This window comes from Streptomyces sp. H27-H5 (assembly GCF_026627505.1).
Classification (GTDB): Bacteria; Actinomycetota; Actinomycetes; order Streptomycetales; family Streptomycetaceae; genus Streptomyces.
Genome location: NZ_JAPNLK010000077.1, coordinates 1 through 24,105, shown reverse-complemented (window position 1 = coordinate 24,105; position 24,105 = coordinate 1). Strand labels below are relative to the sequence as shown.

The window sequence follows — 24,105 nt, the reverse complement described above, 5'->3', positions numbered from 1 at the left end:
ACAGTCGTCGCCTCCACCGCGCATGGATTGTGGACACCGCCCGACCCGAGGCTGTGCGCCATGAACCTTGAACGTACGAAGGACGATCCGGCCGCCCGGCCCCGCCAGGGGAGCGCCCTCGCGGCGCTGGCCGCAGCGCAGTTCACCGTGATGCTGGCCACCTCGATCGTGAACGTCGCGCTGCCGCAGATCCGCGCCGGTGTGGGCCTGTCGGACGGCGGCATCACCTGGGTGGTCAACGCCTACGGCCTGGCGTTCGGGGCGCTGCTCCTGGCGGGCGGCCGCGCGGCCGACCTGCTCGGTCGCCGCCGGGTGCTGATCGCCGGTCTCGCGGTGTTCGCGGGCTCCTCCCTGGCGGCGGGACTGGCGGCCTTCCCGAGCGTGCTGATCGCCGCCCGAGCCGTACAGGGACTCGGCGCCGCCGCCATCGCTCCCGCCGCGCTCGCCCTGACGATGGGCCTGTTCCCTCCCGGCCCCGGTCGGGGCCGCGCGTTGGGCGTGTGGGGCGCGGTATCCGGCGCCGGGGGAGCGGCCGGCGTCCTGCTGGGCGGCATACTCACACAGGCCTGGGGCTGGCCCTGGGTCTTCCACATCGTCGCCCTCGGGGCGGTACTCGTCCTCATCACCGTCGCGATGTTCGTGCCCCGGGCAGGCGACCGTGAGTCGGGGCGGTTCGATGTCCTGGGTACCGCGACCGTCACCCTCGCCCTGACCAGCCTCGTATGGGCGCTGACCAGCGCACGCGGGTCCGGCTGGACGAACGGCGGCGTCCTCGGCGCCCTTCTCGGCGCGGGCACGCTGTTCGCGGCCTTCGCCGTCATCGAGCGGCGCAGGCCCGACGCCCTGATACCGCCGCGGCTGTTCTCCACCGGCCGTGTCGCCGCGGGCAACCTGCTGATGACGCTCCTCGGCTCCGTGTGGATCGGACTGTTCTTCTTCCTGCCGCTGTACCAGCAACAGGTGCTCGGGATGAGCCCGCTGGCCACCGGGGCCGGTCAACTCCCCCTCGCCGCGGCCAACATACTCGGCGCCATCGCGGCGCCCCGTGTCTCCCGGCGCATCGGCGCCACCGCCACCGTCACCGCGGCCCTGCTCACCGAGGCGGCGGGGCTGCTGTGGCTGTCACGGATCAGCGCCGACGGGAGCTACCTCGGCGATGTCCTGGGTCCGAGCGTCCTGGTCGGCCTCGGCCTGAGCATCGCCTTCGTCCAACTCACCGCACTCGCCGTGGACGGTGTTCCGGGGCGGGACGCCGGACTGGCCGGCGGACTGGTGAACACCACCCGCCAGGTCGGTGGCGCGATCGGCCTCGCGGCCCTCGCCACCCTCGCCGGATCCGTCACGGCCCACGCGTCCGCCCACCAGACCCACCTGGAAGCGCTCACCGCCGGGTACCGGGCGGCCTTCGCGGTCTCCGCCGCGATCCTGGCGGCCACCGCCCTCCTCGCCGTACGCCTCACCTGCCCGAGCCGCCAAGCGCGCGCCGCCCTCCCGCCCCGGCCGGCCAAGACCAACACACCGGCCCGACAGAACCAGGTGACCGACCGGACGACGGACCAGACGACCGGCACGAAGCGATCCGACACGACCCGAGACGGCCCGGCAGCTTCCCCTGGCGTCTCCACGCATCCGTCAACCACCCCTGAGGGGACGCCCACCATGCCCAGCCACGCAACGGAACCACCGCCCGCTGCCCCTGCTCCTGCCCCCTTCCATCCGATCGGTCTCCCGCACGAGGTCGACAACCGCGCGGCCTACCTCAGTTTCGGACTGGCCTACGTGCTCGGGCACGGTGCTGCCGCAGCCTCGCAGGGGGACACCCCTCTGCTCGGCCTGCCCGGCTGGCTGCCCATGACGCTCCTGGGAATCGGCCTCGTCACGGGCATCGCCCAAGCGACCATCGCCGCGCTGCGGGCCCAGCGGGGGGCCGCAGCGCCCGACGTCCTCTCCGGCAAACTGCTCGGCGCCGCCTGGGTCGTCGCGTTCACCGCCCTGTTCCTCGCCATCACCGGCCTCACATCCATCCTCGACAAGCCCGAACTCCAGTCCATCCTCTGGCCCGCCGGTTCCGGGCTCATCGTCGGCCTGCTCCACCTCGCCGAAGGCGCCGTACGCCGCAACGTGCTGCACTACGCCCTCGGGGTCTGGCTCGCCCTGACCTCCACCGCGGCGCTTTCCCTCGACGCCCCCGGCCTCTACTGGGTCCTCGCCCTCGCAGGCGGCGGCGCCTACGCCCTCGCCACGGCCCTCGAACACCGGCGCCTGCGCCTCCCCGCAGCACCCTCGTGGACCTGACGGCCCACCACGGTGTGAGCTGTTGAGGCTGGGCGGGGCTGCAAGAAGAAGACTATGGATCATGTGATACGAGAAGCGTGCGCTCCATGTCCCCGAACCGTCACAGGACTCGTCACCCGTCACAACCCCTCACCCGTCCCGGGGGAACGACGCCTCCCTTGCCGGCCCTGCAACTGTCCGGCCCGTCGACGTGTGAGGAGAGGGTCGGACATCCACGTCCCCCCCCCCCTGCTGTCTCCAGCCACTGGAGACACAACACCCTCCGCCGACCGGGTCGCCTCGCCGAGCCCAGATGGAGCCATCCCCGTGGCGCCCGCCGCGAACGCGGGCCCGCCGCGCGAAACTGTCGCCGGCAGGTCGGCGAGGGCGTCCGTACGCGAGCGGTAGTACGGCGTGGATGGCCATGGCTGCCCTCTGGGTGGTACCAGGGATTCTCTGACCAAGGAGGCGGCCATGACGGAGCAACGCAAGAGCGATGCCACCATCCCGGAAGAGTTCAGCGGTCTGATCCAGGACTTTCGCGGTCTTCTGGAGAAGTACCCCCGGGCGGCTCGGCACTTCTCGCTCGCGTACCACCCCGCGTGCCGTGGAGAGGATTCGGGCGGAACCTTGACGGTGGGGATCCCTCAGCCGATCTTCGAATGCTCGGAGATCGAGCCCGGATTCGTTGTGTGTGACCGCGTAGACGAGCAGTGACCGTGCGGAGACTCCGACTCCTGCTTCAGCCAGTACCGGGACTTCACGGGGCCGGACATCGGCGCAGGTGCGGTCATCCGCGTCTGCGGGCACCCACAGGAGTACCACGAGTCGTTCTGACGACGCCCGAACGTCCGCAGCCGTGCCGCCGGATCGACGGCCGCCGGCGCACCGGCTCGGGCCTTGTTCCCACGGGTTCACGCCGGCGTAGGCGAGCGGGCGCGGCGTGCTCCGCGGGACACGAGCGCACCCCACGTGGCTTCGCCTTCGCGATGGCCGGAACGCATCCGTCGCTCTGGGGCAGGGTCCTGGTTTGCCCCGGGACAGCCTCCCCTTCGGCCCCTCCCTCGGCCGCCTGCCGGACCGATGCCGGTCGTTCCGCGGAGATCGACCAGGCCGTCACGACCGCCGGCGGCAGACGGGCAAGGCCGCCAAGGTGCTCAAACGTTTCAACTGAGGACCAGAGGTCTGAATTGGGACAGTATGGTGCCAATTCCCAACCGCGCATCGCGGAGTTGATTGCAGAGGGCACCGACCACAGGGGAATCTCGCTGTGCAACCGCGAAGGTCTTTTGCCGGTCCGTCGCGGTGTGGGTGGCCGACGTGCCCGTGGGCGCGGGGCGCCCCCCTTACTGCTCGATTCCCGTGAAGGAGAGATCGTGCTCATGAAGCCGAAGAGGTTCGTTCGATCGGCCGCCGTGGCGTTCGCCGCAGCGGCGTCATTGACCTTGACCATCCCCGGCAACGCGTTCGCCATCGATCACATCGAGTGCCGGGGCGGCGAGAACTTTCTGAAGATCTGGTCCCACGAGGGCGGCCGGCAGAGCGTCGACTGCTACGCGAACAAGGGACGGACCGGGTTCGGAGGCTGGTGGGTCGACAAAATCTCCACCGGCAACAACGACCTGATCTACTACGACGCCAACGGCGACTCCGTGAGGATCAACCGCTGGACGGAGATCACGTTCCCGAACCACCCGCCGAAGGTCAACTCCATCGAAATCCTGTGACGTTCTGAACGCACCTCCGCAGGGCCGTGCCTCGTGCGCGGCCCTGCGCAGGCGCGGGAGCGGGTGTCGCGTCGAGACCGAGAGCGCGACGTGTTGTTCAGGGTGCCAGTGGTGCGGCTACCGAGCGGCCATGGCCGCGAGTCCGAGGTCGGTCAGGGCGGACGCGCCGGTCGCGGCGTGCGCGCCGCCGGCGAGCAGGAGCGTGCGCGACCACTGGTAGCGGCAGTCGGCTGCCTCGAACGCCGACGCGGTGGCCAGCAACTGCGGCAGATCCCCGTCGAGCAGTGCCTCCGCCCGGTCCACCAGGGCGGTGGCGACCGGGTTCCCGGCGACCACGGCCCGGGCGGCGGCGATCCGGCCCCGGGCGTCCGGGTGCCCGGCGAGGACCGATGCCTCGGCCCGGAGCGCCGTGTACCAGTGCAGCCAGACCCAGCAGACCCACTTCCACACCTGCTCCGGCTCGGGCGCGACGCGTTCCAGGGCCGCGTCGGCGTCCCCGTGGTGGAGCAGGACCATGGCGTCGAAGACGGCGCCGTGGCCGTGGCGGTGATCCTCCTTGCTGCCCGTCCGGTCGGTGATCGCGAGCCAGGTCGCCCGTGCCTCGTGGTCGCCTCGCAAGCCGTGGATCATCGCGACGGACGCGGCGGCCGGACCGAGCGAGAACGACCGTTGCCGGCCGGACTGCTCCCATGAGTCGAGGAAGCGCACGCTGCTGGTGAGCACCGCGTCGGCCTGGCCCATGAACGCGTCCGCGACCAGCAGCCAGGACGTGGCGTGGTCGCCCACCTCGGCCAGCTGCGGATGGCCCGCGAGCCGGCCGCCCCACCGGCGGGCTGCCGACAGCTCGCCCGTGCCGATGGCGGTCGCGGCGGCCATGGCGAGGGCGTCGATCAGCTCGTGCGTCCGGGCAGGGGCGCTCGGTGCCGAGGTCAGGATGTCGATCCGGGCGCGGGCGGCGGCCGCCGCGGCGAAGCTCTCACCGGCCCAGCTCTGGGCGCCGGAGAGCGCGTCGAGGGCGGCGGACCGTGCCACCGGGTCGCCGGCGCGCCGGGCGAGTTCGACGGCCCGTTCGGCGCACGCGACGGTGTCCGGGGCGGTGTTGTCCGGGGCGCCCTGGACCGCGCCGAACGCGTCCGCGATCACCGCGGCCTCGGCCAGCGCGAGAGCCGCCTCGGTGGCCGGGTCCTCGTCACCGGTCATCTCGCGGGCCGCCGCGAGCAGGCCGGTCACCTCGTCCGCCGACGGAACCCGGCCGGTGAACGTGCTGGAGAAGCGGTAGGCGGCGGTGGCGGCAGCCGCCAGGTCGCGGGCGGCCCCGGCGGCGTCCCCGGCCCGGCGGGCGGCTTCGGCGGCGGCCCGGTGCAGGCGGTACATGTCGTCGCCGAGCCTGCGGCACCCGGCCACCCCGGCGGCCTGCCGCAACGCGGCGGCGGCGTCGGCGTCGGCAGTGAGCGAGGCCGCCTGTTCGTGCCGCTGTTGGGCCTCGCCCAGCAGGTTCCGGGTGAAGGCCAGCTCGGCCAGGGACAGGGCGAGACGGCACGCGTCCGCGCGCTGCTCCGGCCGGCCCGCGGACCAGGTCAAGGCGGCCCGCAGGTCCTCCGCTACCGCGTCGAACCGGGCTCGCCAGTCCGAACCGCCGCCTTCCCGGAGGCCGCCCGCACCGGCCAGACACCATGCCAGGTGGCGCGACCGGACATCGTCGAGCTCACCGGCATCGTCGAGCCGCTCCGTGCCGTACTGACGGAGGGTCTCCAACGCCTGGTAGCGGGTGCCGGTGTCGGACGGTGTCACGACGAGCAGGCTCTGCTCGGCGAGCCTGCCGAGCCCGTCGGCGACCGCGGCCGTCTCCAGAGGGGCGAACCCGGCCACCTCGGCGGCAGCCTCGGCGGTGAACGGAGCGACGAACGCCGACACCCGCCGCAACAGTGCCCGGTCCCGCGGTTCGAGCAGGTCGTGGCTCCAGTCGAGGACGGCCCGCACCGACCGGTGCCTGCCGTCGGCACGGGGGCCGCCGGCGAGGATCCGGAGCTGGTCGCCGAGGCCGGCCGCCAGGCCGTCCAAACCGAGCGTGGACCACCGCGCCGCCGCCAGTTCGATGGCCAGCGCCATGCCGTCGAGCCGTTCGCACAGCGCCGCGATCCGGTCGCGTTCCGCCGGGGCCGGGGCCCTGCCGACCGCCGCCGCCCGCTCCAGGAACAGGGCCACCGCCTCCGACTCGCCGCCGCCGACGCGCGACAGCGGCGGAACCGGGAAAACCCACTCGAACGGCACCATCAGCCGGGCCCGGCTGGTCGCGAGCACCCGTATCCCCGGGCAAGCCACGAGCAGCCGTTCCAGGAACGGCGCCACCCCGTCGTGCACCTGCTCGCAGTTGTCCAGGACCAGCAGCGCCTGACGGTCCGCCAACGCGGCCACCAGAGCGTCGTCGATGCCGCGCCCGGGCTGCTCGCCCACGCCCATGGCCGCCGCGACCGCCGCGCCCACCCGCCCGGGATCGGTGACCGGGACCAGGTCGACGAAGCACACCCCGTCGGCGAAGTCGCCCGCCACGTCGGCCGCCACCGCCAGCGCGAGCCGTGTCTTGCCCACCCCGCCCAGACCGACGGCGGTCACCAGCCGACGTGCCGTCACCGCCGCGGCCAGCTCCCCGCGTTCGCGGGTCCGGCCGACGAACGCCGTCAACGGTGCCGGAAGCGCGGGTGCCGGGCGCGCCTGCTCGGCACGCGTCCGTTCGGCACGCGTCTGTTCGCTTGCGTGCCGGGACAGCGCCCGCCGGTCCGGCACCTCCAACTTCCGCAACAGCGAGGAGACGTGCGACTCGACCGTCCGTACGGAGATGAACAGCCGCGCGGCCATCTCCGCGTTGCTCAGGTACTCCCCGAGCAGCCCGAGCACGTCGGCTTCCCGAGCCGAGATCACTGGAGTGGACACCGGGCCATTATCCGTGGTGCTTTCCGTGGTCAGCACGGAGGCACCCCCTACCCCGCCCGGGGGAAGCTGTGATCACAGGGAACGAGCCCGGCGGACCGCACCGGGCCGATCGATTTCCGCGACGAAGGAGTCACCGTGACCAGCTCTTCCCACCAGGGGATGAAGACCGTGCTGCATCCCGTGTCCGACCTCGCCCGGGCCAAGGCGGTGTACGCCGCGCTGCTCGGTGTCGCGCCGCAGACCGACGGGCCCTACTACGTCGGCTTCGAGGCCGCCGGCCAGCACATCGGCCTCCTCCCGGGCGGCGGACCGCAGGGCCTGACCTCGTCGCTGGCCTACTGGCACGTGGCGGACATCGAGGCGAAGCTCGCCGAACTGACCGCCGCGGGCGCCACCGTCAAGGAGCCCGCGCACGACGTCGGCGGCGGCCGCCTGGTGGCCACCGTCATCGACCCGGACGGCAACCTCATCGGACTGCTGCAGGACTGATGAGCACCCCACCCCGCTCCCGCGCACAGCGCCGTCACGACACCGAGCACCGGCTCGGCCACGACGTCGACGTCTGGGTGGCCAGTGCCTCGGCGGACGGCGTCCCCCACCTGGTACCGCTGTCCTTCGCCTGGGACGGCGAGGCGCTCTTGGCGGCCACCCCGGCAGAAAGCCCCACCGGGCGAAACCTGGCCGCCACCCGGACCGCTCGGCTCGCCCTCGGCCACACCCGCGACGTCGCCATGATCGAGGGCGACGTCGAGGTCCTCGACATCGACGCCCTGCCGCCGCACCTGGGGGACCGGTTCACCGCACGCACCGGCTTCGACCCGCGCTCCCTGACCACCCGGTACCGCTGGTTCCGTATCACTCCTCACCGCATCCGGGCCTGGCGGGAGGAGAACGAGCTCGCCGACCGTGAACTGATGCGCGAAGGCCGCTGGCTGGCCTGACGCCTCGCCCGGTCCCGCCGCACGGCCACGGCCGGGGTCCAAGATCCACACAACCAGAGCCTCAAGAAGGAGATCCACCATGAGCAGCACCGTCAACCGCGCACACGAGGGATTCACGGCCGCGGAGCGCGCCGCGATGAAGGACCACGCACAGGAACTCAAGAAGGCGGCGCGCCGCGGCTCGAAGGCGGACAAGGCGGCCGAGGCGGCCCAGGACGTGCTCGCGAAGATCGCCGAGATGCAGGACACGGACCGGGCCATGGCCGAGCGCGTCCACGCCGTCATCACCGCCACCGCCCCGGTCCTCGCGCCGAAGCTCTGGTACGGGATGCCCTCCTACGCGCTGGACGGCAAGGTCGTCTGCTACTTCCAGTGCGCGGAGAAGTTCAAGGCGCGCTACGCGACGCTCGGTTTCAGCGACCAGGCGCAGCTGGACGACGGCCCGATGTGGCCGGCCGTCTTCGCCCTGACCGAGGTGACGCCCGAGGTGGAGGCGCGGATCGCCGCACTGGTGAAGCAGGCGGTGAGCTGAGGCGCGCCCGGTCGATCCGCCGCGGCGGTACCAGCGGTACCAGGTCGTCTCTTTCGGATCTTGCCGGGCCTACAAGATCCGAAAGCGGCGACCTGGTGCTGTGACCGGATAGGTTCGCCGGGTCTGACGACAGGAGGAGCGGACCGTGGCGGGCGTGGGGGCGGGCGATGGGTGACAACTATCTGACGGTGATTCCGACAGATCCGTACTGGCAGCCCGGTAAGGATGCGGCACATCGTGCTGCGGTTGCGTTGTCCGGAATGCTTTCTGACGACGACGCCCGACGTGGTCTGGAAGCCAAGTGGCACGACGGCGTCGAGGTGGTCCATTGCTTCGCCAACCTGGAGGGGATCTCCTGTCCGCGGTGCGGCACGGTACTCGAAGCTGAGTGGTGGGGTGATGCCGTCTCGCAGTGCTACGACGAGGGCTTTTCGACGCTCATGGTGACGGTTCCCTGCTGCGACGTTGAGACGTCGCTGAACGAGCTGGTATACGACTGGCCGATGGGGTTCGCGCGCTTCCGGATCGAGGTTTTGTATCCGAACCGGGCTTGGCTGACCGGCGCGGAGCTGGCTTCTCTTGCGGGTGCGCTCGGGCATCCTCTGCGACAGATTCTCATCCATGTCTAGTGCTGTGACCGCATTTCCGGCGGAGGACTACTTCTCGCGCAGGCTCTCGATTTCGGCGGCCGGCACGGCCATGTCGCGCACCTGCGTGTAGTACTCGTCGTCGATCGCCGGGAGGACCTTCGCGAACACTGACGTCAGCCGCGTCAAGCCTGCCCGGTGCTGTCGCTGAGCGGGCCTTTACGGCCGCCTGCGGCATAGCCCTAGGCGTCCGCGTCGAGCAACACCATGTCCTGGCCCTCGAAGTCCAGGCGGAAGCCGGGCGGGGACGGCCTGGCCATGTGCTCGGCCATCATCTGCGCAAGCGCGTCGACTTCTCTTCGAGCATGCGGAGATCCTGCCAGGGACGCGCTCGCGTCATTGGATCGAGTGTCCCGGCACACCCCAAACACCCGCGAGCCCCAACCCGGTGGACCTATGCGGCCACAGCACTAGTCGCCGCCGTCGCCGGATCCGTTCACGTTTCGGCGCCGCTTCTTCCCGGAGCGACGTACCAGTTCGCTCGCGGCGAGCGTCACGGTCGCCACACCGCGGACCCAACGGGGCCCGGCGCGTTCCGCCCACACCACGCACACGCACCCGCCGACGGCGAGCACCAGGACGCCGAGCACCACCAGACGAACCATGGTCTCCACCCCTTCGTCGATCCGTACCCTCCTGCTGATCGTCTCAGACCGGGGAAGAGGGCCCACCGGCACGGGGCGGGAAGGCGGAGCCGGGCCGCTGGTCGGCGCCCGGGAAATGCGCCGGCTTCGATCCCGTCCGGTGGGCTACGTTGTGCGGTGATGACTACCGGGACGGCCTCGCGCCACACACGGACGGGTGACCCGGCGCTGCTTTGAGCGCCGTACGGGCCGATTTCGGACCGCAGTTGGGCCGAGGGTCCGGTGCCGGCGCGCGGGCTCCGCCTCTGGTCGTGGTGACCACAGCTTCACACGTCGACCACGACAGGAGAACTCATGCCCATCACGACGCTGCGCGTTCCCACCGCGGACGGCCAGGCCGACGCTTTCGCCGCCTTCCCCGACCACGGGGAGCGGTTCCCGGGAGTGCTGATGTACGCGGACGGCTTCGGTATCCGGCCCGTGTTGCACGCTCTGGCCCGCGAACTGGCCGGGCACGGCTACTACGTGCTCGTCCCCAACCTGTTCCACCGGCACGGCCCGGCACCGGTGCTCGACCTTCCCGAGTACATCGACGCGGAGGCGCGGTCTGCCGTGTTCGCTCAACTGATGCCCTTGATCGAGGCGCACACCGTGGAGCGGGCCCTGAGCGATGCCGAGGCCTACCTCGCGTTCCTCACCACCCGGCCCGAGGTCGCCGCCGGACCGGTCGCGGTGACCGGCTACTGCATAGGCGGCCTTCTGGCGACGCGCACCGCCGCGGCGCACCCCGACCGAGTGGCAGCCCTCGCGGCATTCCACGGCCCTGTGGGAGCGGACGGGCCCGCTGCCTTCGCCGGGATCACCGCCCAGGTCCACTTCGGCCACGCCGCGAGCGACCTGACGCCCGACGCCCTAACCGAACTCAACCAGGCCCTCGACGCCGCGGGTGTCGACCACACCTCCGAGATCTACCCCGACACCGTCCACGGGTTCACCATGTCCGACACCGACACCTTCGACCCCGCCGGACTACAGCGCCACTGGGACCACCTGCTCCCCCTCCTCGACCGCACCCTGGCCGGCAGGTGACGCACCGGCCCGGACACCGAATCCGATGGCATGGCCGCGGAGTTCCGGCGATGTCTCGAAGCCCACGTGGTGGGGAGGGTGCGCGGCACGCCCGTCACCACGTGGGCCGGGGAGCCCCTGACCCGCTGCTGTCAGAGGTGGCCGGCACGATGCCGCGCATGGAACTCGCACACCCGCTCGACGGTCTCGACGCTCGCCCCTGGCAGTTGTTCTCCCACGCGTACGGCAGCGCGGAGGACCTCCCCGACCTGCTGCGGGCTCTGGTCGGGACCGACGCGGGTGCGGCGGACGAGGCCTTGTCGGAGCTGTACGGGAGCGTGCTCCACCAGGGAACGGTCTACGCCGCGAGCGCGGAGGCGGCGCCGTTCCTCGCGGCGATCGCGGTCGCCGGTCACCACACGGCGGACGTCCTGACGCTGCTCGGCGCCATGGCCGAGAGCGAGGACGAGCACGGCGTCGCACCGGGCACCGTCCGGGCTGCCGTGGCGGACCGGCTGCCGCTGCTGTTGCCCCTGCTGGCCGCCCCGGAGTCCGACGTCCGGCGGACCGCGGCCTGGGCGGTGTCCCACACCCGCGCCACCGCGAGCGCGCTCCCCGCCCTCCGCGCGCGCTGGGACGAGGAACCCGAACCCGCCGTACGCGCCGAGGTCCTGGCCGGGATCGCCCGGCTCGATCCGCAGGTCGCGGCGGCGGCCGCCGCCACCGCCCTGGAGCCGTCCCAGCCGGCAGCGGTGCGCATGGCGGCCGTCTTCGCCCACCTCGACGCGGACGCTCCCTGGACCGAGACCACGCACACCACGATGCTCTCCCTCCTGCCCGCGGACGATCTGCGCTCCGACCTCGACCACGAACGGGGCGAGCCGCTGGCCGCCGTCGTCGAGGCCCTCCTGGGACGGGACCGCCGGGCGGAGCGCGAGGCGGCGTTCGCCCTGGTCGACGCCGCCCTGCACGATCTACGGGCGGACGTGCGGGCCGAAGGCCTCTGGGCGGCCGATCGCGCCTGCACGCTCTCCCGCAGCGCCCCGAGCCGCCTGGTACAGAGCCTGCGCGCGGCAGCCGTCGACGAGCGGTCGGTGATCGACACCGCGTCCCTCCTGGCCCGACTGGGCACGGTCGCCGAACCGGCCGCGGACGTTCTCGCCCCGCTCGCCGCACGGAACCCGCACCAGGACGACGACCATGCGGACCGGGCCCTGGCCGCGCTCGTACGCGTCGCACCCGCACAAGCGGCCCCGCTCTTGGCCGCCGGCCTGGGGCGGCGGCCCCGAGCCCTCGGCGCCGCCGCCGGATTCCCGAGCCCCGCGCACTCCGCCTTCCCGTACGACGACGACCTCCTCGACGCGGTACGGGACCGCCTCGCCCGGCCCGGGGCCCTGAGCGGCAACGAACCCTGGCAGCTGACACACCTGTTGGCCGGGTGGGGCGCCGACGCGGCGCCGGCGTTGCCCGAGCTGTGCGCGGCGCTCCGACACCATCCGAGCCAGGCCGCAGGAGCCATCGCTCGCGTCGCCGCCGACTGTGGCCCGGCTGAACGGGCCCGGGCCGTCACCTTGCTGCGGGCAGCCGCCGCCCGGGGAGTCCTCCCCGCCGCGCAGGCCCTGTACGACCTCGACGGCGAGCTCGCGCCCCTGCTCCACTGCCTCGAACAGGAACTCCGGCGCGGGGCCGGTCACGTCAGGGACGCCGCCGGACCGGCCGGCGCGCTCGGACCCCGGGGAGCGGCGCTGGTACCGGCCCTGCGCGAGGCACTCGGCGCCGCGGCCGGTGGCACCACCACGCCCGCGCTGGACACGGACACCGCCCTCGCCGAGGCCCTGTGGCGCATCACGGGCGACGCGGACGAGGCAGTCGCCGCCCTGGACTCGGTCTTCGCCCGCGCCGACCGGAACGCCTGGTCCCGGTGGTCGGTGGTGCGGGCCGCCCGTACGACGACACTCCTCGGCCCGGCGGGGCGCCCGCTCACTCCCCGACTGGAAGCCGCGCTCGACGATCCGGCGCAGGCGCCGGCCGTCGTGACGGCCCTGACGGCCGTGGCGGAACCCGCCTCCCTGGACCGCGTCGCACTCGCCGCGGCGGCCTTGCGGTCCGCCGAATCGGACGCCGATCCGGCAGGGGCCTGCGCGGCGCTGGAAGCCCTCGGCGCCACGGCCATGATCGATGACCACCTGCGCCGGCTCGCCGCCCTCGCCGACGGCGACGCCCGCGTCGTCCGCTCCGGTATCGAGGACCGCATCATCGAACAGGACGAAGCGGTCCAAGAGCACGCCCGGGCGCTCCGCAGGGCCTTCTCGCACCCCGCGACCGCCTGACCCACGGGGCCTCGTCCGCCTCGACCTCCGAGCCGCACCATTCGTTCCGGAGCCGGGAGACGTGCCCCGAGTCGCATGATGACCCGACAAATAATCAGTAGGAGCTAATTCCCCGCAAGGCCCCTATGTGTCCAAGTCATGATGCGCTGTCATATTCCTGCCAGATCGCCCCGTTCGTCTCGTTGTACCCGTCAGGGGGAAGGCAGGAAAATGGGCAGGTTCAGGTACGGAACCACGGCGTCGGCCATCGCGCTGGCCGCCTTGGGAACGCTTGCGGCCACGGGAGGCACGGCTCACGCGGAAGCGGGCCAGGACAGCATCGCCATGCTGAAGCAGGAGAAGAGCCAGTGGTGCTGGGTCGCCTCCGGGTTGACCATCGCCAAGTTCCACGGCTTCGGTTCCACACAGACGGACTTCTGCACCCGGGCCCAGCCCTACTACGGCTGCAACAACCAGCCCGCCACGCTCGACGACATGGCCAAGGGCTGGAGCAGCCTCGGCATGACCCACACCGGCTCGGGCCTGAACAGCGCGGCCACGTTCAACCAGGTGTACACCGACGTCAAGGCGGCCCGGCCACTCGGCGCCCGCATCGGGTGGACGTCCGGCGGTGGCCACATGAACGTGATCTACGGCTTCGACACCTCGAACACCACGATCGCCGTGGCCGACCCGTGGCCGGACACCACCACGTACACGTGGTGGAACTACAACGACTACGTGAGCAACAACTCGTCCAAGTGGACCCACTCCCGCATCGGCATCTCCCGCTAAGGCAGGCGACATGTGCGACACCAGCCGCACCAGCGGCACCGAACTGTCCGGCCGGCGGGCGAACTCCCGCTCCTCCCGTCTGTCCATCGTCATCGCACTGAGTGCGTCCGTACTGCTGTCCGTCGTCGGTCCGGCCCACGCCGCCCCGGCCAAGGACCCGCTCCCGGCCGACATCCCCGACTACCAGGCGGCACTCAACGCGGTGAAGTCCGCCGACGTGCGCGACACCGTCTGCCGCTTCCTGCGCACCCCGGTACCCACCGACGCCGCAGGCGGTCCGGTGCAGACGATCCCCGAAACCGCCGAGCCCTGCCGGGACCTGCCGGTCTTCACGATCAAGGACCCGGTGGCACTGAACGAGATCACGCCCGGCTTCGCCGCGGGCACCGCCCAGCCGCTTCCCGCCAAGGCGGTCAAGCTGACGGGGCTGGTCTCCTCGCTGAGCACCAACGTCAACGGACGCAACGCCACCGTCATGCTCGCCCCCACCCAGGGCGGCGGCTGGCACCTGGCGGCCGTGCGTGACGGCGACGGCGACGCCGCGTACGCCGGCAAGGCCACCGTGGGCACGCTGGTCTTCACCGAGCCGCAGATCCGCGGCTGGTACCAGCTCAAGCTCCTCACCGTCGAGGCGCTCAACGACCAGGCCAGGCAAGGGCTGGGCGGCCAGGCGTCGGTGTCGCTCAGCGACTACCAGAAGCTGCTGAAGGCCCGCTACGCCGACAAGCTGCCCGGCTCGGAGTACGACACCAAGGGCTACTCCAGCGGCTACAGCCTCCAGCGCACGGAGGACGACACCCCGTCCTCCGCCGTGCTCCTCGCCGGCGGTTCCGGCGCGGCACTCGCCCTCGCGGGCGGAGCCGCCCTGCTCCTGCGACGCCGGCGGACAAGCACCGCCTGACCCCACCCCGTACACCCCCACACCCCCTCGCTCCGCCTCGGCAGCCGGCCGGGCGGAGCGAGTCGTGCTCTCGACCGACTCGCACAGCGCTCCAAGGCTGACGCTTGGGCTGTCCGCGACCGCACTTACGGGGCTGGGCGAGCTGCCGCAACGCGAGGTGTCCGGGGGACACCGCCCGACGCGTCCGGCCTCCGGCCGTTCTGCTCCTCGTACCGGATCGCGGTGAGCCCCGAGGCGAAGGCGACGCCCGGTCTCACCGCGAACAGTGAGGCCGGGCAGCCAGGGGTCCGGCGGCTCACACTCCGAGCAGGTCCACCACGAAGATGAGCGTCGAGTCCGAGGGGATCAGCGGGGAGGGCGACTGGCTTCCGTAGGCGAGGTGCGGGGGGATGGTGAGCTCGCGCCGCCCTCCGACCTTCATGCCCGCGACTCCCTGGTCCCAGCCCTTGATGACCCGGCCGGCACCCAGGGGGAACCTGAACGTCTGTCCTCGGTTCCAGGAGGCGTCGAACTCCTCCCCGGTGGCGAAGGTGACCCCGGCGTAGTGGACTTCGACCATGCTGCCGGGCTTCGCCTCGGCGCCGTCCCCCACCACGATGTCCCGGATCCGCAGGTCGGTGGGCGGCTCGCCCTCGGGGAAGTCGATCTCGGGCTTCGACAGGCTCATTGCAACCTCAATCCTCCCCACCGGAAGTCTCCGGAGAGGCCGATCACGCGCATGGTCACTCCATGCGTTCGTGTGGTCACGGTACCGAACGATCGATCTTCCCGAAGCCAGGCCGAGACGGTGAACGGCCGGACTGCGGTGCGGTCGGCCAGGGCGTGGTCGGCATGCGCAACCCCCGTCGGCCTCCGTGTCCGCCTCTGCCGAGCGAGCTACTGGATGCGACTGTGGTCGCACAGGGGACATGCCTCGGATTGCGACTCCGGTCGCATGCGGTGGCGACCCGGGATTGATGTGGCGCCGCGTGTCCCGCCCCGAGGATGGCCGGGTGACCGAGATCATCGCGGGACTGTACATGTCCCCTCTGGAACTTCTTGCCTTGTCGGCCGGGGTCGCGCTGGTGGTGGCGCGCTGGCTTCCGCCCGCTGCCCGCCCACGCGTCACGATCGCGTCGGGGGCCGTTCTCGTACTGTCCGCGATCCTGCTGAGTGTGGTGGGGATCCGCTGGCAGATGCTGCCGGTACTGGCAGGCGCCGCCGTCGCGTTGCCGTTCGCCCTCTCTCCCCTGCTGCGGCGCCGTAGCGGCCGGCCGGCGTGGCGGGCCCGATGGTGGCCGGCGTTGCCGGGGTCGGTGGTCTGCGTCGGCCTGATGGCCACGGCTCCGGTGGCCGCCTGGGCCTTTCCCGTACCGGTGTTCCCCGAGCCGTCGGGCGGCTTCGCGGTCGGCACCCGCGTGGTGCAGTGGACCGACCCACGCCGCCCCGAGACCTTCACCGCCGATCCGAACGACCGCCGTACGGTCGTGGTGCAGCTCTGGTATCCCGCGCGGAAGAGCCCCGCAGGCGCGCAGCGGGCCCAGTACCTCGGACGCACGGAGCACGAGGCGCGCATCGTGTCCGATGCCCTCGCCCACGAGGTCGGCTTGCCCGGCTTCCTGATCGACGGCGTCCCGCGTGCTCGCAGCCATTCGGTCTTCGACGCCCCGGTGGCCGGTGGGGGCGAACGGTTCCCGGTCGTGCTGTTCTCTCCCGGGTCGGGCGGAGTGCGTACCCAGAACACCGCCTGGGCGGAGGAACTGGCCGGCCACGGCTACGTGGTCGCCGCGCTCGACCACCCGTACGACTCCGCCGCCGTCGTCCTCGACGACGGCCGAACGATCCACACCAAGCTCGCCTCCACCGGGGACCGCGACAAGGACGACAAGCTGGCCGTTGACTGGACGGCGGTTCGCGCCGCCGACCTCGGCTTCGTCCTCACCCAGCTGGAACATCTGGACCGAGGCGAGATCACCGACCCGCTGACCGGACGCCTGGACACCGGTCGGGTCGCGGCCACCGGCCACTCCATGGGTGGTGCCGCCGCCCTGCAGGCAGCCCGGCAGGACCAACGGTTCGACGCCGTCATCGATCTGGACGGCTACCCCCACGGCCCGGCCTCCCCCTCCCTCCGCCGGCCGATGCTCGCGCTCACCCAGGCCATCACCCCCGGAACCGACCCGGACTACATACCCCGCCTCACCGAGGCCCTCAGGCTCGGCACGGCGACGAGCTACCGGCTCACCATCCCCGGCGCCGCACACCTCACCTTCATGGACGGCCCCTTGTACCTGCCGCCCGTGCCCTCGATCGTCGGCTCCCTCGGCCGCACCGAGAGCCCGCACGTCGTCGCCGCGACCACTCTCGCCTTCCTGGACACCACCCTGCGGGACAAACCCGGTGACCTGGCCGGCGTCCTGTCGACCTACGGCGACCTCAGCGTCTACCCCTCGGGCAACAGCCGCTGACACCGCCCAACGCGTTGTCGCTCGTGTTGTCGGAGGGTCGCCATGAGTACGGCGACCCTCCGACGGAACGACGGGCCCCCTCGACCGGCCGGCACCTGCCGCACACGGCACGATCGGGCGGTCAGCTCTGGTCAGCTCTGGTCAGCTCTGGTCAGCTCTCGATCAGCCGCTGGAAGAGCACCGTGTCGAAGACGTCCTCCATCCGGACGGCGGTCCCGGCCCGCAGGGTCCAGGAGTGGATGAAGGGAAGGGTCACGGTCGTGCCGCGGACCGAGGTCACCTGCCGGACGCCGAAGACCACGATCCGGTCGTCGGCGGCCACGAACTCCTGCGGCTCCAGGCGCATCCCGCCGAGGACGGTCGGTACGCGCGACAGGAACTCCCTGACACCCGCGTGACCGTGCTTGGTGCCCCCCAGGCCGTAGTCGGCCATGCCGTCGGGGTGTACCCATTCCACCTGCGGATCCAGGGTGTCGAGAAGCCCGGCCACATCGCGTTCGTGGAAGGCGCGGTAGGCGCGCCGGACCAGGGCCAGATTGTTGTCGATGCCTGTCGTCATGGCGTCTGCGTCCCTTCTCGGCGGCTCATGTGCTGCGGATACAGGGCCCGCAGGGTGCGTTCGATGCCGTCCCGCCAGTCGACCCGGCACGGGCCGGTCAGCCGGCGGCGCAGCGAGGGGTCGAACCGGTACGTCTCCCGGGTGACCTCCGTCGGTACGAGCACGGCCTCCACGCCCGTCAGCGCCTCGATGTGGCGGAGGCAGTCACTCATGCCGACCGACTGGTCACCACCCCAATTGACCAGCGTCGCCGGGACGGACGCCGCCCGCCACAGCGGCGGGACCTGGGCGACGAGGTCGTCGGTGTGCAGGAGGGAGCACCAGTTCTGGCCCTCCAACGGCACGGCGATCGGTTTCCCGGCCAGCATCTGCTCGAAGTACAGCATCGGGACGCCACCGTAGCTACCGGGCCCGTAAGCGATGTTGAGACGCGCGATGGTGGTGGGCAGACCCAGTACGCGGGCGAAGGCGCGCACCGCTCCCTCGGTCGCCAGCTTGCCCATCGGGTAGGCCGGCAGCCACGCGGCGCTGCCGTCGACCGGGTCGTCCTCGGTGTACGCGTGGTCCAGGGTCCGGCGTGCGTACAGGGCGCCCGTCGAGACGAACAGGAACGCCTCGGCGCCGCGGGCGTGGGTCATCAGGCGGCCGGTGGCCACCGCGTTGATCTCGGCGGTGGCGTTGAAGTTGCCGTCCTCGCCGCGGTGCACCGCGGAGTGCAGTACATGCGTGAAGTCTTCGGGTATGCCCTTCAGCGCGTGCTCCGAGGGATCGGTCATGTCCCAGTGTCGTGTGGTGACGCCCCGCTCGTTGAGCTCGCGCTCCACGCCCGGCGTGCCGAAGCGGCCGATGCACCAGACCTCGTTGTGCTCTGCCAGTGACTCAGCGACCGGCCGGGCGACCTGCCCGGTGCCGCCGGTGATCAGGATCTTCTTGCCTCGCATGGTGTCGTCCCCCGTCATCTCGGTCCTACCGCCGGGCCCTGCCGGCGTCGGCCTCGGCCATCGCGCGGTCCAGTTCCCGTCGCAGAATCGCCTGGAAGGCCGCCACGTGGCGGGGGCCCATCAGGGTGTAGTGCTCGCCCGGCACCTCCAGGTACCGGTTGGGTTCGGTGGTGTGCTCGTCCCAGCGGCGCAGCTCGTTGTCGAGCCAGTCCTCCCGGGTACCGTGCAGCGGCGTCGCGTGGAAGACGCTCATCGACCGCACCGTGCCGCTCGGTTCGTAGCCCCGGCCCAGATCGGTCAGTGTGTTGGCCAGGTCGGCCCACGCGCCGAACGACGCCGTGTCCAAGTCGAGTTCGGCGAGCCGCTCCCGTGGGGCGATCTCGATGAGGTGGGCCACCTGGGCCTCCCGCGACAGGTGCCGCAGGGCGTCCGGCAGCTCGGTCGCCTGCTTCTTGTCCAGCAGGTCCAGGAAGAACGCCAGGTTCGCCGCGGTGTCCACGAAGTCCAGTTCGTTCATGCGGTACTTGATGTGCGGCGGCAGGTTGAAGCTGCCGACGAAGTCGACGCGCTCGCCCTGTGATTCGAGGATCTTGGCGATCTCGAAGGCGACGGCGGCGCCGTACGAGTAGCCGGCCACGGCGTACGGGCCGTGCGGCTGCGTGGCCCGGATGGCGTCCACGTAGCAGTCGACCATCTGCTCGAAGGAGACGAAGGGCTTCTCACCCTCGTTGAATCCGCGGGCGCGCAGGGCGTGGAAGGGTCGGTCACCCGTGAAGTACCGGGCGAGGTTCACGAAGACGAGGACCTCGCCGACCCCGGGGTGGACGCAGAACAGGGGAGTCTTGGCGCCGCTGGTCTGCATGGGGACCAGCGGGTCGTACGGGCGGGAGTCGGACCCGGCCTCCACGGCCAGCCGGGCGGCCAGGGCGCGGACCGTCGGCGCGGTCAGCACGGTGATGACCTCCAGACCCGTGACGCCGAGCCGCTGCATCACCTTGGCGCGCAGCCGCAGGATGTCGAGCGAGGTGCCGCCGAGGTCGAAGAAGCTCGCGGTGGCGCTGATGGTGGCCGGGTCGGCGTCGAACATCTCGCCGTAGATCTCGGCGAGGATCTGCTCGGTGGCGCCCTCGGGTGGGGTGTGGCCGCCCAGCATGCGCAGGGTCAGGTCGGCTGCGGCCCGTCGCGGGGCCTCGTACGCGCCCGCCTCCAGCCGGGTGCGCATCAGGGCCCGCTGGATCTTGCCGAGGCTGGTCTTGGGGAAGTCCTCGCGGGACAGCGGCAGGACCAGGGACGGGCGGAAGCCCCAGTGCATGACCACGGTGCTGCGGATGGCGGTGAGCACCCGGTGCAGGGCGGCCTCGTCCCCGTCGGGAAGGTCGGGGTGGAAGGCGATCACGAGCTGCTCGGTGTCGCTGCCGGTCGGGCGGGTGGGGAAGGCCGCGACGTAGGAGCGGGCGACACCGTCGAGCTGTTCGAGGGCGGCCTCGATGTCGTGGCTGAAGTGGTTGACGCCGTTGACGATGACGCTGTCCTTGCTCCGGCCGGCCAGCGTCAGGCGCCCGTCGTCGATGCGGCCCAGGTCGCCGCTGCGGAACCAGCCGTCGGCGGTGAAGGCGTTCGCGGTGGCCCGCGGGTCGTTGTGGTAGCCGGGGGTGATCATGGGGCCGGTGAACTGGACCTCGCCCACCGTGCCCTCGGGCAGCGTCCGGTCCGACCCGTCCACGACGCGCATGCGCAACCCCGCGACGGCGGTGCCCAGGTTCGCGAACTCCGCGCCGCGGTCGGCCTCGGGGAAGGCCTTGCGGGAGTAGACGCTGCCGGCGCAGGTCTCGGTCATCCCGAACGCCGGCCACAGGGCGTCCCCGGCGAGCCCGTACGGGGCGAAGTGGTCGAGGAACGTTTCCCCGGTGGCGACGACCACGGCTTCGCCGCCGCTGACGATGTGCCGCAGCCGGCTGAGGTCGAGCGGCTCGCCGGAGGCGACGAACCGGTCGGCGGCCGTGTTGATCAGCCCCAGCAGGAAGTTGGGGGTGAAGGTCATCGTCACGTCGTGCCGGGAGATCAGCCGCAGGAACTCCAGCGGGTCGGCGAGCACCGCGCCGGCGGGTGCGTGCACCTGCGTGCTGCCGGCGTACAGGGGCAGCAGGTGGCATTCCAGGAGCGCGGCCACGTGGTCGAAGGAGACCCAGTTCAGCGTGGTGTCGGCGGGGCCGAGCCGGTGGTGTCCGTTCTTGGCGGCCATGGAGGCGAGCAGGTTGCCGTGGCTGAGCATCACGGCCTTGGAACCGCCGGTCGAACCCGAGGTCAGCATCAGGATCGCGGTGTCCTCGGGCGCCGCGCCGTGCAGTTCGCCGGCCTCCGCTCCGTACAGGTCCTCCAGGGCGACCACCGACAGGCCGGGGGGCCGCGGGAGGGAGCCGGCGAGGGAGCCCGTGGTGACGGTCAGCGGGGCACCCAACAGGTGGCCCACGTGGTCGAGCCGGGCGGCCCACCGTTCCGGGTCGGTGCTCGGCGCGGCCATCGGGCAGGGAACGAAGCCGCCGAGGACGGTGGCCCAGAAGGCGGGCAGGAACTCCTGGGGGCGCTCCAGGACCAGTATCACGCGGTCCCCGGGGCGCATCCCCCGGGAGCGCAGCCCGGTCAGGATCCGGCGGGCTTCGGCGAGGAGTTCGGGGTGGGTCTGGTCCTGGAAGCCGGCGTCGGTCGAGCCCTGGCAGTGGCGCAGCCCCGACTCCGGGTGCCGGCGGGCGGCGTACAGCAGCAGGTCGGTGAGATTGTCCGGTGGGTTCACGGTCGTCTGTCTCCTGGCCTCGGGGGCGCGCCGGGGTCAGACCTCCGTGCGCGGCGAACAGGGGTGAAGGACGGCACTCGCGTGCGGTGAAGGTGCGCGTGGGACGGGGTGACGGGGTGACGGGGCGGGACGGTACGCCGGGTTCAGAGCCGGCGTACCGACGGCGGGCGTTCGGCGCTGCGGGGCAGGGCGAGCGCGGCGGTCCATCCGGCCGGAGCCAGGACGTCCGCCACCCGCCACGTGGTGGGGGAGCCGAGCGCGGACAGGGTGATGTGAGCAGGGCCGGGAGCCCAGGATCGGGTCTCCAATGCGGTCAGGTCCGTGGTGATGCCGATTCCGACGGCCTTGAGCACGGCTTCCTTGCGGGTCCAACAGCGGAGGAAGGCCGTCGCGCGGGAAGGCCCTTCGGGCATGGCGCGTACGGCCCGGCGTTCGGCCGGGGTCAGCACGGGGGCGTCGAGCTGTTCGACGTCGAGCTCACGGATCCGCTCGACGTCGATGCCCACCTGGAAGGGGGAGAGCGCCAGCACGCCCAGACCGCTCGTGTGCGCGAGGCTGATCGACCAGGGTGTCGCCGGATGACGCAGGGCGGGCGGGCCGTGTTCCGCGCTGCCACAGCCGGGGCACGGGTTTCGCCCTATGGATATATCGGTGGCCGGTACGTGAAATACCCCTGAAAGGGCCTTTCGCACGGCCGCGCGGCAGGTGATGAACTCCACCTGCGCCTGAGTGGATTTCATTTGTTGAACTCGGTTCAACTCTGCACTGTCCAGAAGCCCGCGGTCGCGCTCGCGGTACCGCCCCGTCGGAATCCGCCACCACCACACCAGGGCGTCGGTGGTTTCGAACAGTGGTGCGGAGTCATGCTGCTCGATCCCGGTGTGGGTTGTGGTCACAGGCCTCACCGTAGGCTCGAAGGTCACTTGAAGTGGCCTTGTGCGAACCAGAGTTGACCACAAGTGGACAGGTTGGGAGCGGAGAGTGAGGGGAACGGTGCGTTCGGTGACGCAAACGGAAGGGGTGGATTTCGTTCCGGGGGGCAGGTGCAGCTTGCTGCCGAAATGGCTGGAAAAAATTCCTCGGAGTGGCGAAATTAAACAAAGTTTGGCATATGCCTGTATTGCCTTGCGCGCGCCGGGATCTTGTTGACTTGCTCTGAGTGGGGGAACTACTGTCCGATCGCACGCGATCCGCTTGGGAGAAGCAAGAGAATTTCTCGATCAATAGTTGAAACGGATAGGTTGGGCGAGCAGATCATGGTCGTCAAGGGGGACGCAGTGACCGGAGCCGCGATCGATTCGCCAGGTACGGAGGGAGCGGGGGACACGACACCCGTGGATCACGCCGCGCAAGTGGAACAGACCTTGCTGCAGGCACGGGCGCTGATCGAATCCACCGTCTCCCTCCACCGCAGGCGCCCGGACCCGGGACCCGCCGCGGCGCACACCGACGTCGCCGTGCTCGGCGAGGCCGTGGCCGACCTCGTGCTCGGGGCCCGGCACTCGGTCTGCCTCGCGATCACCGGGAAGGACGCCTTCGGCCACATCGCGCGCGAGTCACTGGCCATGCTGGACTCCGGTCCCGTCGTACGGCTCCTGTGCGCCCCCGAGGTCGCGGACGGGTCGCTGTGCCAGTTGACCCGGACGCCCGGGGCCCGGTTCGAGGTCCGGGTCTCCGAGGCCGAGTTACGCGACATCGTCGTCGTCGACGGCGCGGCCGCGCTGGTCCGCGCGACCGCCGGGAACGCCAAGGGCCAGGCAACGCAGGTCAATGACCCCGCCGCGGTGCGAGCCCTTGAACTCCTCTTCGCCGGCGCCTGGTCCCGGGGCCGCAAGCTCGACGACCACCTGGCGCTCAGCCCCCGGCTGCGCAGCGAACTCACCCGCAGGATCCTGGAGCGGCTGCGGGACGGCTACACGGACGACGCCGCCGCGCGCGACCTGAACGTGTCGCTGCGCACCTACCGGCGCCACGTCGCCGAGATCATGCGTGAACTCGGCGCCAACTCCCGCTTCCAGGCAGGTGTGCGGGCGGTGGAACTGGGACTTCTCTCGGAATAGCCCGACCGAGCAACGGGGAACACCGGTCCGTCCCCCACGGCGGACCGCGCAGCAAGATGAGACACCAACCTCGGGCATTCAGCTGAATTCGCCCTGGAGTGGGACCGGTAGCACGAAAGGTGCCCTGGCCTGCGATGATTCGAGTGTCTGGAACGAATCGGGGACGCAGAGTGGGGCACCTTTCTGGTGAGTGAGCGTACAGGGTGGGACGAGCGGCTTGTCGTGCGGGCTGACGGCCGGGGGCTGGTGGGGCATGCGGGGGCGGTGTTGCTGCGCAAGCTCGCCGACCGGGTCGGGCTGACCGCGGCGCTGGCGCAGGTGTTGCCCGGCGGGAGTGGGCCGGGATGGCGGGAACGCTCCGCGGTGGTCGTCCAACTCGCGGTGGCCATCGTGCTCGGCGCGGGGAATCTTTCTGAGGCCGAGGCTCTCCAGGCCCACCACCAGCGGCTTTTCGGCCCGCCGGTCTCGGATTCGACCACCCACCGCACCCTGGCCGCGATGGACATCGTCGTGCGAGGCGGCATCGCGAAAGCGCGGGCGGGGGTGCGCCGGCACGTGTGGACCCTGCTGGAGCTGCGTCCGGGCGGCTTTCCCTGGC

At 71.4% G+C, this 24,105-nt stretch carries 20 protein-coding genes and 1 pseudogene; 14 read left to right on the top strand and 7 right to left on the bottom strand.

Annotated features, from left to right (window positions below):
* Positions 1 to 60 precede the first annotated feature (60 nt).
* The 3 genes from OTB19_RS30730 (at position 61) to OTB19_RS30720 (ending at position 4,001) form a co-directional block, all read left to right on the top strand.
* Positions 61 to 2,295, top strand: a complete 2,235-nt coding sequence (locus tag OTB19_RS30730; protein WP_267801917.1) for an MFS transporter — start codon at positions 61 to 63, stop codon at positions 2,293 to 2,295.
* 453 nt (positions 2,296 to 2,748) lie between these two features.
* Positions 2,749 to 2,991: a hypothetical protein gene (locus OTB19_RS30725; RefSeq protein WP_267801916.1), complete on the top strand. Its 243-nt coding sequence runs from the start codon at positions 2,749 to 2,751 to the stop codon at positions 2,989 to 2,991.
* Positions 2,992 to 3,656: 665 nt separating this feature from the next.
* Complete coding sequence (locus OTB19_RS30720; RefSeq protein WP_329448436.1) at positions 3,657 to 4,001, top strand: beta/gamma crystallin domain-containing protein; 345 nt, start codon at positions 3,657 to 3,659, stop codon at positions 3,999 to 4,001.
* Between the two features lie 117 nt (positions 4,002 to 4,118).
* Here OTB19_RS30720 and OTB19_RS30715 read toward each other — a convergent pair whose 3' ends face one another.
* Positions 4,119 to 6,932 carry an ATP-binding protein gene (locus OTB19_RS30715; RefSeq protein WP_267801914.1) on the bottom strand — a complete coding sequence of 938 codons (2,814 nt, stop codon included), beginning with the start codon at positions 6,930 to 6,932 and terminating at the stop codon, positions 4,119 to 4,121.
* Between the two features lie 135 nt (positions 6,933 to 7,067).
* Between OTB19_RS30715 and OTB19_RS30710 the strand changes: the two genes are divergently transcribed.
* The 4 genes from OTB19_RS30710 (at position 7,068) to OTB19_RS30695 (ending at position 9,034) form a co-directional block, all read left to right on the top strand.
* Entirely contained in the window at positions 7,068 to 7,421 is a 354-nt protein-coding gene (locus OTB19_RS30710) for a VOC family protein (protein WP_267801913.1), read from the top strand.
* Entirely contained in the window at positions 7,421 to 7,873 is a 453-nt protein-coding gene (locus OTB19_RS30705; protein ID WP_267801912.1) for a pyridoxamine 5'-phosphate oxidase family protein, read from the top strand. Before OTB19_RS30710 ends, OTB19_RS30705 begins: the two co-directional genes overlap by 1 nt.
* A 79-nt stretch (positions 7,874 to 7,952) precedes the next feature.
* On the top strand, positions 7,953 to 8,405 hold the full coding sequence (locus OTB19_RS30700) for an iron chaperone (RefSeq protein ID WP_267801911.1): 453 nt from the start codon (positions 7,953 to 7,955) through the stop codon (positions 8,403 to 8,405).
* A gap of 167 nt (positions 8,406 to 8,572) precedes the next feature.
* A complete protein-coding gene (locus OTB19_RS30695) occupies positions 8,573 to 9,034 on the top strand; it encodes a hypothetical protein (RefSeq protein ID WP_267801910.1) in 462 nt (153 codons plus the stop codon).
* A 428-nt stretch (positions 9,035 to 9,462) separates the two neighbouring features.
* Here the strand turns inward: OTB19_RS30695 and OTB19_RS30690 are convergent, their stop codons facing one another.
* The gene (locus OTB19_RS30690; protein ID WP_267801908.1) at positions 9,463 to 9,657 is read right to left on the bottom strand and encodes a hypothetical protein; all 195 of its coding nucleotides are present in this window, start codon (positions 9,655 to 9,657) and stop codon (positions 9,463 to 9,465) included.
* Between the two features lie 333 nt (positions 9,658 to 9,990).
* Here OTB19_RS30690 and OTB19_RS30685 point away from each other — a divergent pair, with 333 nt between their 5' ends.
* The 4 genes from OTB19_RS30685 to OTB19_RS30670 all read left to right on the top strand — a co-directional run bounded on the left by OTB19_RS30685 (position 9,991) and on the right by OTB19_RS30670 (position 14,709).
* Complete coding sequence (locus tag OTB19_RS30685) at positions 9,991 to 10,725, top strand: dienelactone hydrolase family protein (RefSeq protein ID WP_267801906.1); 735 nt, start codon at positions 9,991 to 9,993, stop codon at positions 10,723 to 10,725.
* 158 nt (positions 10,726 to 10,883) lie between these two features.
* Entirely contained in the window at positions 10,884 to 13,034 is a 2,151-nt protein-coding gene (locus OTB19_RS30680; RefSeq protein ID WP_267801905.1) for a hypothetical protein, read from the top strand.
* Between the two features lie 210 nt (positions 13,035 to 13,244).
* Positions 13,245 to 13,808, top strand: a complete 564-nt coding sequence (locus tag OTB19_RS30675) for a papain-like cysteine protease family protein (RefSeq protein WP_267801903.1) — start codon at positions 13,245 to 13,247, stop codon at positions 13,806 to 13,808.
* Between the two features lie 10 nt (positions 13,809 to 13,818).
* Positions 13,819 to 14,709 (top strand): hypothetical protein, encoded by an 891-nt coding sequence (locus OTB19_RS30670; RefSeq protein ID WP_267801901.1) that lies wholly within the window; start codon positions 13,819 to 13,821, stop codon positions 14,707 to 14,709.
* Between the two features lie 295 nt (positions 14,710 to 15,004).
* Here the strand turns inward: OTB19_RS30670 and OTB19_RS30665 are convergent, their stop codons facing one another.
* Positions 15,005 to 15,376, bottom strand: coding sequence for an FKBP-type peptidyl-prolyl cis-trans isomerase (locus tag OTB19_RS30665; RefSeq protein ID WP_267801900.1), 372 nt, complete (start codon positions 15,374 to 15,376; stop codon positions 15,005 to 15,007).
* A 289-nt stretch (positions 15,377 to 15,665) separates the two neighbouring features.
* On the opposite strand from OTB19_RS30665, the gene OTB19_RS30660 reads away from it, so the two are divergent.
* Positions 15,666 to 17,156, top strand: coding sequence for an alpha/beta hydrolase family protein (locus OTB19_RS30660; protein ID WP_267801898.1), 1,491 nt, complete (start codon positions 15,666 to 15,668; stop codon positions 17,154 to 17,156).
* 151 nt (positions 17,157 to 17,307) lie between these two features.
* Here OTB19_RS30660 and OTB19_RS30655 read toward each other — a convergent pair whose 3' ends face one another.
* From OTB19_RS30655 to OTB19_RS30640, 4 genes are all read right to left on the bottom strand, one after another.
* Positions 17,308 to 17,715, bottom strand: coding sequence for a nuclear transport factor 2 family protein (locus tag OTB19_RS30655; protein WP_267801896.1), 408 nt, complete (start codon positions 17,713 to 17,715; stop codon positions 17,308 to 17,310).
* Positions 17,712 to 18,656 carry an NAD-dependent epimerase/dehydratase family protein gene (locus tag OTB19_RS30650; RefSeq protein ID WP_267801929.1) on the bottom strand — a complete coding sequence of 315 codons (945 nt, stop codon included), beginning with the start codon at positions 18,654 to 18,656 and terminating at the stop codon, positions 17,712 to 17,714. The genes OTB19_RS30655 and OTB19_RS30650 overlap by 4 nt, the downstream gene beginning before the upstream one ends.
* A gap of 25 nt (positions 18,657 to 18,681) precedes the next feature.
* Positions 18,682 to 21,447, bottom strand: a complete 2,766-nt coding sequence (locus OTB19_RS30645) for a non-ribosomal peptide synthetase (protein WP_267801895.1) — start codon at positions 21,445 to 21,447, stop codon at positions 18,682 to 18,684.
* 143 nt (positions 21,448 to 21,590) lie between these two features.
* The gene (locus tag OTB19_RS30640; protein WP_267801893.1) at positions 21,591 to 22,187 is read right to left on the bottom strand and encodes a 4'-phosphopantetheinyl transferase family protein; all 597 of its coding nucleotides are present in this window, start codon (positions 22,185 to 22,187) and stop codon (positions 21,591 to 21,593) included.
* Positions 22,188 to 22,799: 612 nt separating this feature from the next.
* On the opposite strand from OTB19_RS30640, the gene OTB19_RS30635 reads away from it, so the two are divergent.
* Both OTB19_RS30635 and OTB19_RS30630 read left to right on the top strand, forming a co-directional pair.
* Entirely contained in the window at positions 22,800 to 23,507 is a 708-nt protein-coding gene (locus OTB19_RS30635) for a helix-turn-helix transcriptional regulator (RefSeq protein WP_267801892.1), read from the top strand.
* A gap of 186 nt (positions 23,508 to 23,693) precedes the next feature.
* A pseudogene (locus OTB19_RS30630) lies at positions 23,694 to 24,105 on the top strand (hypothetical protein); the annotation flags it as partial.

Bases quoted from the DNA above. Each gene is read 5' to 3' on its own strand.
- OTB19_RS30730 (WP_267801917.1), top strand. From the start codon at position 61: ATGAACCTTGAACGTACGAAGGACGATCCGGCCGCCCGGCCCCGCCAG.
- OTB19_RS30725 (WP_267801916.1), top strand. From the start codon at position 2,749: ATGACGGAGCAACGCAAGAGCGATGCCACCATCCCGGAAGAGTTCAGC.
- OTB19_RS30720 (WP_329448436.1), top strand. From the start codon at position 3,657: ATGAAGCCGAAGAGGTTCGTTCGATCGGCCGCCGTGGCGTTCGCCGCA.
- OTB19_RS30705 (WP_267801912.1), top strand. From the start codon at position 7,421: ATGAGCACCCCACCCCGCTCCCGCGCACAGCGCCGTCACGACACCGAG.
- OTB19_RS30700 (WP_267801911.1), top strand. From the start codon at position 7,953: ATGAGCAGCACCGTCAACCGCGCACACGAGGGATTCACGGCCGCGGAG.
- OTB19_RS30695 (WP_267801910.1), top strand. From the start codon at position 8,573: ATGGGTGACAACTATCTGACGGTGATTCCGACAGATCCGTACTGGCAG.
- OTB19_RS30690 (WP_267801908.1), bottom strand. From the start codon at position 9,657: ATGGTTCGTCTGGTGGTGCTCGGCGTCCTGGTGCTCGCCGTCGGCGGG.
- OTB19_RS30685 (WP_267801906.1), top strand. From the start codon at position 9,991: ATGCCCATCACGACGCTGCGCGTTCCCACCGCGGACGGCCAGGCCGAC.
- OTB19_RS30680 (WP_267801905.1), top strand. From the start codon at position 10,884: ATGGAACTCGCACACCCGCTCGACGGTCTCGACGCTCGCCCCTGGCAG.
- OTB19_RS30675 (WP_267801903.1), top strand. From the start codon at position 13,245: ATGGGCAGGTTCAGGTACGGAACCACGGCGTCGGCCATCGCGCTGGCC.
- OTB19_RS30670 (WP_267801901.1), top strand. From the start codon at position 13,819: ATGTGCGACACCAGCCGCACCAGCGGCACCGAACTGTCCGGCCGGCGG.
- OTB19_RS30665 (WP_267801900.1), bottom strand. From the start codon at position 15,376: ATGAGCCTGTCGAAGCCCGAGATCGACTTCCCCGAGGGCGAGCCGCCC.
- OTB19_RS30660 (WP_267801898.1), top strand. From the start codon at position 15,666: ATGTGGCGCCGCGTGTCCCGCCCCGAGGATGGCCGGGTGACCGAGATC.
- OTB19_RS30655 (WP_267801896.1), bottom strand. From the start codon at position 17,715: ATGACGACAGGCATCGACAACAATCTGGCCCTGGTCCGGCGCGCCTAC.
- OTB19_RS30650 (WP_267801929.1), bottom strand. From the start codon at position 18,656: ATGCGAGGCAAGAAGATCCTGATCACCGGCGGCACCGGGCAGGTCGCC.
- OTB19_RS30640 (WP_267801893.1), bottom strand. From the start codon at position 22,187: ATGAAATCCACTCAGGCGCAGGTGGAGTTCATCACCTGCCGCGCGGCC.